Raw genomic sequence first — 6,560 nt, 5'->3', positions numbered from 1 at the left:
TTTGAAATAGTATACTTATACTATTAAAATTTAAGGAGATGCTAAGTAATGAAAAAAATAATTGCAATTATAGTTTTAGTAGCTATTGTAATAGGCGTTGGTGTTGGTATTTTTATTTATTCTTTTGATAATGATTCTGTCTCTACAGCTTCTAAAAACACTGCAAAAGAAACTTCCACAACAGCTAATACTACTTCAAAGACTAATATTAATAGTAAGGCTAAGACTGATTCTAGTGGAGCGAGTTCATCTAATACAAGTTCAAATAAAAGTGCTAATACCCCTAGTAATACACAGGCTACACCTAATGTAGTAAATACAAGTACTACTACTCCTCAAAATAATGGAACTGGAGACTTTGCTGGAATTTTAAGTGGTGCTAAGTATTTCGTTGGAAATATTGAAGGGGATACAATAATTATTCCTTTAAATAATGGTAGAGTTGTTAATAATCAATTGATACTTAATGAGTATTATTTAGATAGATTACATGAAGTCTTTACCCTTAAGATAGATTCTTTAGGAAATAATAATTTCACTTTCTATGAATATTATAATGGACAAAACACTGGAATCTTTAAGCTTAAGCTATCTTCAAGTTCATATGCTGAAACACTTAGTGGAACATATTCAAAACCTGGTTCTAATAACCTTGTTGGAATATCCCTTCAAGCTTATTTAAATAATAATGCCTACCCATTCTATTGTGGAACAGTTAATGGAACTCCTGTAACACTTGTACAAAATAGCAATTCTGGTGGATATTATGAGATTTATGCTGGTGATAATAATGTATTTAACTTATCATATGCGCCACAAGTACAACAACCAACTAATGGTATTGCATATACTGAATCATTTAATGGTAAAACAACAGGATTATATAAACTTAGCTTTAGTAATGATGGTACTCAAATGTCAGGAAGTTATGTTCCTTCATCTAATCCAAATGTAAGTTACCCTGTAACTTTTAGACCTTCATTTGCTCCAAACTAAAATAAATGAGACACCTTTTTTGGTGTCTCATTCTTTTTATCCTAAATATTTCATATGAAATTTAAAGTGCTCTTCTATAAACGTAGCTATAAAAAAATAACTGTGGTCATATCCTTCTTTCTTTTCATAAATTATATTTTGATTATTTAATTTTGCATTTTGAAGAAATCTCTCTTCATTTAATTGCTCTTTATAGAAATTATCGTTTGTTCCTTGTATTATAAGAATTGGTGGGGCTTCATTTTCTTTTATTAATTCTGTGCTGTCCCACTCTTTCCATTCTTCTTTATTTTCACCTAAATAGTTTGTGAAAATTTTTGTTCCCCAAGGAGCTTCACTTGGGTTTAAGATTGGTGCAAAGGCTGATATTGATTTAAATCTTTTATTGTTTTTTATTCCTATTTCTAGCGCTCCATGTCCTCCCATAGAATGTCCCATTATACTTTCTTTTCCTGAAAAGTTTGGTATTAACTTTAAAATATATTCTCTTAACTCTTCTGTTATATAAGTATACATTTTATAATTTTCTTTGAAAGGCTCTTTTGTAGCATTTATATAGAATCCTGCCCCTTGACCTAAATCATAGTTTTCATCATCTGGAATATTCTTTCCTCTTGGCGATGTATCTGGCATTACTACTACTACATTATACTTTTCTGCAAATCTTTGAAATCCACTTTTTTGAGTAAAATTATCATCAGTACATGAAAGCCCTGAAAGCCACCATATAATAGGGGTTTCTTTATTTTCTTTATTTGAAGGTTTAAATATACTAAATGTCATTTCACATTTTAAGGTTTCTGAATAATGTTTATATTTGCATTGTTCTCCACCAAACATAGTGTGCTTTTCAATCAAATTACTTTTCATTTTCTTTTTCTCCATAAGTTAAGATTGTTCTTATAGATTCTCCTTTATGAAGTAAATCAAACGCTTTATTAATATCTTCAAATTCTAAATGATGTGTTATAAATGAATCTAAGTCTATATTTCCTTCCATATAATCATGAACCATTCCTGGTAATTCTGATCTTCCTTTTACTCCACCAAAGGCTGAACCTTTCCATACTCTTCCTGTTACTAATTGGAATGGTCTTGTATGAATTTCTTTACCTGCACCAGCTACTCCAATTATAATACTTTCTCCCCATCCTTTATGACAACATTCAAGGGCTGATCTCATTACTTCAACGTTTCCTATACATTCAAAGCTGTAATCTACTCCACCATTTGTCATTTCAATTATAACATCTTGAATAGGCTTATAAAATTTTGATGGATTAACAAAATCAGTTGCACCCATTTTTTTAGCAAGTTCAAATTTATCTTCATTTATATCTATTGCTATAATTCTTTTTGCTTTTGCTTGTTTTAATCCTTGAATAGCTGCAAGTCCAATTGCTCCAAGACCAAATACGGCAGCTGTACTTCCTTCTTCAACCTTTGCAGTATTATGAACTGCACCAATTCCTGTTGTAACTCCACAACCAAATAAACAAACTTTATCCAGTGGTGCATCTTCTTCAATTTTTACTAATGATACTTCTGGAACTACTGTGTATTCACTGAAAGTACTAGTCCCCATATAGTGATATACTGGCTCTCCATTATATGAAAAACGTGTTGTTCCATCAGGCATTAATCCTCTTCCTTGTGTTTCTCTTACTGCACTACAAAGATTTGTCTTACCTGATTTACAGAACTCACACTCCCCACATTCTGCTGTATATAAAGGAATAACATGGTCTCCAGGTTTTACTGAAGTTACTCCTTCTCCTACTGAAACTACAACTCCAGCACCTTCATGTCCAAGTACTGATGGGAATATCCCCTCTGGATCATCTCCTGATAATGTAAATGCATCTGTATGACAAACAGATGTATATAAAATTTTTACTAATACTTCTTTTGCCTTTGGTTCTTCCACATCAATCTCTACAACTTTTAATGGTTCTCCTGGCTTAAATGCTACTGCTGCTCTACTTTTCATTTGTTATACCTCTTTTCTTTTAGTAATCTTATTGTTTTCCTTAACAATAAGATTTATGTGTTCTTTATGTATTAATAATAATATAGTAAAATTTAATATACAATACTAACATTTCTATCAGTGTCTTTTAAATAAAGAAAAAGTACCTGAGTAAATTTCTACTCAAGTACTTTCTCTTTAAATTTTTCTCATCTTAAAATACAAGTTTGCGTCTTCCGTATTTTCAATAAAAAGTATAACTTCATTATCTTTTTTTAATAAAATTTCTTTTTCTGTAAATTCTACATCTAAATAATTAAGGTCATACCTTCTTAAAACATCCTTTAACTCCACATATAATTTATCATTTCTTATATACCCACCTGTATTTGATAAAATTCCTTTTATTACTTCATTTCTCATTGTCTTTATTGTAATTCTATAAACTATTAAAGACCCTATCAGAAGTCCTATTCCTATTACTCCTATCGATACTGTCACTCCAATACATGCTATAATTACTCCTATGCACCCACCTGTAACAACACCTTCTGGAATGCACTCATAAGATTTTAATATCTTTTCTCTTTCCTTATTATTTTCTCTAACCTTTACTTCTAATCCCTTATTTTCAAGTTCTCTTTTTTCATCTTTATTTATATTTTTTAAAACTTCTATTTCTTCATTTGAAAAATTTTCTTTAGGCACTGCAAATGCTCCAAATTTAATTTGCTCATCTTCTATAGAAATTTTATTTACATCATAAATTGATTTTAAATACTTGCTATTCCACACTATTAATTTCTTTTGGAATATTTCAATATTTATAATCTCATCCTTACTTTTTTCCTTATCTAAATTTATCTTTTTATAAAGTTTACTCAATTTTTTTTCAAGTCTTATTCCATTGAGATAAAAGACAATGTACCCAAATAAAACTAATGCAATTCCTTCAACTCTTTTAATATCTGTATTTCCAAAAATTAATATTAAAATACACCAAACGGCTACAAAAATTTTTAATCTTTTATTTCTATATACTCTTTTAAAAATCTTTCTTCCCTCTTTAAGATTTACAACTAACTCTTCTCCTACATTAATTCTTTTTTCCATCTTTAAAATTATTTTATCTTCACTAACATTTTTATTTGCAACTAAAAATTCCTTATTGAAAAGATTTACTATAATTTTATTTTCGTCTTTTTTAATTTCCATATTTTTCTTTTGTACTATTGTTATATCATCACCACTAAAAATATAATTATTTTTTTCTCCAATATATATTCTTATACTTTTAAATCCTAAATCTGAATAAAATTTTCTCTTTCCTTTTGAATTATGAAAAAATGTCACATTCCCTTTCTTATTCTGCATAATTTTTATAGTTATAATTGTAATTACAACAAAAATTATAGATTTTAGAACCTCACTTTGTAAAATTCCTGTCCCTATTAGAGTTATTGCTAATCCTATAAAACCTATAGATCTTAATACTGTCTCTTTTCCAGTGTAAACTTTAAAAAGATTCTCTATAAATACCTTTGGATTAATTTCTTTTATTGGTGAAATTTTATAATCTTTTAAATTAATTTCTTCACTTATCTTTTCATCTATTTCATAGACGCTTTTTTCTCTTTTTTCCTTTAATAAATCTTTTAAAGTCTTTATATCTTTTTCAGATTTAAAATCACTTTTTTTTATAAAATATTTTCTAGTTTTAAATTCTAATATTAAAGTTTCATACTCCATCTCAATACTTTTTATAGAATCTATTCCATATACCTTTTTTAATCCTCCAAAATCAATTTCTATAAAATCACCCTTTATTTCTATTATTCCATCTACTGAAAAATTCTCTTTTTCATAATTATTTGTTGCTAAAAGTATATCCTTATTTCTCTCTTTAATAAACTTCATTCTTTCTTTTTCAAGATATTTTAAACTAAGCTTTTCTTTAAAGAAAATAATATAAATTGCTCCAATTATGATTAATAAAAATCCAAATTTCATCACATTTATAGTTATGCTATCTACATAAGGTGACATAATTCCTATTAACATTACTCCTACAATTATACTTAAAATAGAAAATATTATATCATTTACCTTTAAACTTTTCTGTCCACTTTTCCCCAAAAGAACTTGATTTAAAATTTGTTTATTTTCTTTCCCCAAAGCTTTATTTAAGCTTTTTTCTGTTACATTAAATTTAACCTTCATACATTCCTCCATTTCTATTTATTAATTACTATTTTCTAATTAGATAAATAAAATAAAGCATTACTCCTAAGAACCTATAAATTTCCTTTAACTAAGTATAATGTTAATTTTTTTCATTTTCAATATTATTTAATTAAAAAAGAATAAATAAGAATCAATTTTCATAAACTGACTTTCATTTATCCTCTTTTCTTATTCTGATATTAACTTTTCAACTTTTTTGTTTGGTACAAACCATAATAATATTATAGTAAAACATAATACCATAACTAATGGTGGATATATAAATCCTAAAATTATAGAAATAATATTTATAACTAATGTTATATATACTTTCTTTTCATTATGTAGTGTTGCATAAGCTTTTGAATCTCTTCCATTTACTTTTACAAGAATAGTTGCTACAAGAAAATAGCTTAAATCTATTAGTAAAAATACTACTCCATAAGTAATTTCAGGAACTAATTGGCCTAAATTTTGACCTACCCATGCTGTTGCAAAAGGCACTAACGACAAGAAAAATAGCATAACAATATTTGCCCACATTACCTTTCCATCTATTTTATCAGCTATTTGGAACATATGATGATAATTATTCCATAAAGTTCCAATCAAGAAAAAGCTTAATGCATATGCAAAGAAAACTTCTCTTAAGTTCCATAAATCACTTAGACTATGTCCATCTGGTATTTTTACACCAAGCACTAATATAGTTATTATTATAGCAACAACACCATCAGTAAATGCTTCTACTCTGCTCTTCTTCATTTTATTCCTCTTTTCTCTTTAGTTTATCTATATAATTTGCTTATTAAAAAAATATATTCATTTAAATATTCTAAATCCTTATTCTTTCTCTGTAAAGTCAAAATACCTAAGTATACTTTAACTTAGGTATTCTTAACTTACTATTTCTTTTTATTTTTCCCTTTTATATTAATTCCAATTAAAGCTAATAGAGCAACTATTAGTGCTATTACAAAAGGCATTTCTGAAGTGTCCCCTGTTTTAGGATTTTCTTTATTTCCGATTACATTTTTTTCAGGCTTCGTTTCAGGTTTCACTTTCGGCTTCTCGTTTGGTTTTACTTCTGGTTTTGTTTCAGGCTTTACTTCTGGCTTCTCGTTTGGTTTTACTTCTGGTTTTGTTTCTGGCTTTACTTCTGGCTTCTCGTTTGGTTTTACCTCTGGTTTTGTTTCTGGCTTTACTTCTGGCTTCTCGTTTGGTTTTACCTCTGGTTTTGTTTCTGGTTTTACTTCCGGCTTCTCGTTTGGTTTTACTTCTGGTTTTGTTTCTGGCTTTACTTCTGGCTTCTCATTTGGTTTTACTTCTGGTTTTGTTTCTGGCTTTACTTCCGGCTTCTCATTTGGTTTTA

The 6,560-nt window shown here is 28.0% G+C and carries 5 protein-coding genes and 1 pseudogene; 1 reads left to right on the top strand and 5 read right to left on the bottom strand.

Going from position 1 to position 6,560, the window contains the following annotated elements; all coding sequences use genetic code 11:
• Positions 1-48: 48 nt before the first annotated feature.
• Positions 49-996 carry a hypothetical protein gene (locus ACRDDY_RS04590; protein WP_438563792.1) on the top strand — a complete coding sequence of 316 codons (948 nt, stop codon included), beginning with the start codon at positions 49-51 and terminating at the stop codon, positions 994-996.
• A gap of 36 nt (positions 997-1,032) precedes the next feature.
• On the opposite strand, the gene fghA is transcribed toward ACRDDY_RS04590, so the two are convergent.
• The 5 genes and pseudogenes from fghA to ACRDDY_RS04565 form a co-directional block, all read right to left on the bottom strand.
• Positions 1,033-1,866 carry an S-formylglutathione hydrolase gene (fghA, locus tag ACRDDY_RS04585; RefSeq protein ID WP_438563791.1) on the bottom strand — a complete coding sequence of 278 codons (834 nt, stop codon included), beginning with the start codon at positions 1,864-1,866 and terminating at the stop codon, positions 1,033-1,035.
• Positions 1,856-2,986 (bottom strand): S-(hydroxymethyl)glutathione dehydrogenase/class III alcohol dehydrogenase, encoded by a 1,131-nt coding sequence (locus ACRDDY_RS04580; protein ID WP_438563790.1) that lies wholly within the window; start codon positions 2,984-2,986, stop codon positions 1,856-1,858. The genes fghA and ACRDDY_RS04580 overlap by 11 nt, the downstream gene beginning before the upstream one ends.
• A gap of 177 nt (positions 2,987-3,163) precedes the next feature.
• Positions 3,164-5,185: a hypothetical protein gene (locus tag ACRDDY_RS04575; protein WP_438563789.1), complete on the bottom strand. Its 2,022-nt coding sequence runs from the start codon at positions 5,183-5,185 to the stop codon at positions 3,164-3,166.
• Between the two features lie 192 nt (positions 5,186-5,377).
• The gene (locus ACRDDY_RS04570; RefSeq protein ID WP_438563788.1) at positions 5,378-5,953 is read right to left on the bottom strand and encodes a TMEM175 family protein; all 576 of its coding nucleotides are present in this window, start codon (positions 5,951-5,953) and stop codon (positions 5,378-5,380) included.
• Between the two features lie 140 nt (positions 5,954-6,093).
• Positions 6,094-6,560: pseudogene (locus tag ACRDDY_RS04565) on the bottom strand (hypothetical protein); the annotation flags it as partial.

Source organism: Clostridium sp., from assembly GCF_051656525.1.
Taxonomy (GTDB): Bacteria; Bacillota; Clostridia; order Clostridiales; family Clostridiaceae; genus Clostridium.
The sequence above is the reverse complement of the archived record's forward strand: the minus strand, read 5'-3'. Positions and strand labels throughout refer to the sequence as shown.

Coding starts and splice junctions, on each gene's coding strand:
- ACRDDY_RS04575 (WP_438563789.1), bottom strand. CDS start 5,185: ATGAAGGTTAAATTTAATGTAACAGAAAAAAGCTTAAATAAAGCTTTG.
- fghA (WP_438563791.1), bottom strand. CDS start 1,866: ATGAAAAGTAATTTGATTGAAAAGCACACTATGTTTGGTGGAGAACAA.
- ACRDDY_RS04570 (WP_438563788.1), bottom strand. CDS start 5,953: ATGAAGAAGAGCAGAGTAGAAGCATTTACTGATGGTGTTGTTGCTATA.
- ACRDDY_RS04580 (WP_438563790.1), bottom strand. CDS start 2,986: ATGAAAAGTAGAGCAGCAGTAGCATTTAAGCCAGGAGAACCATTAAAA.
- ACRDDY_RS04590 (WP_438563792.1), top strand. CDS start 49: ATGAAAAAAATAATTGCAATTATAGTTTTAGTAGCTATTGTAATAGGC.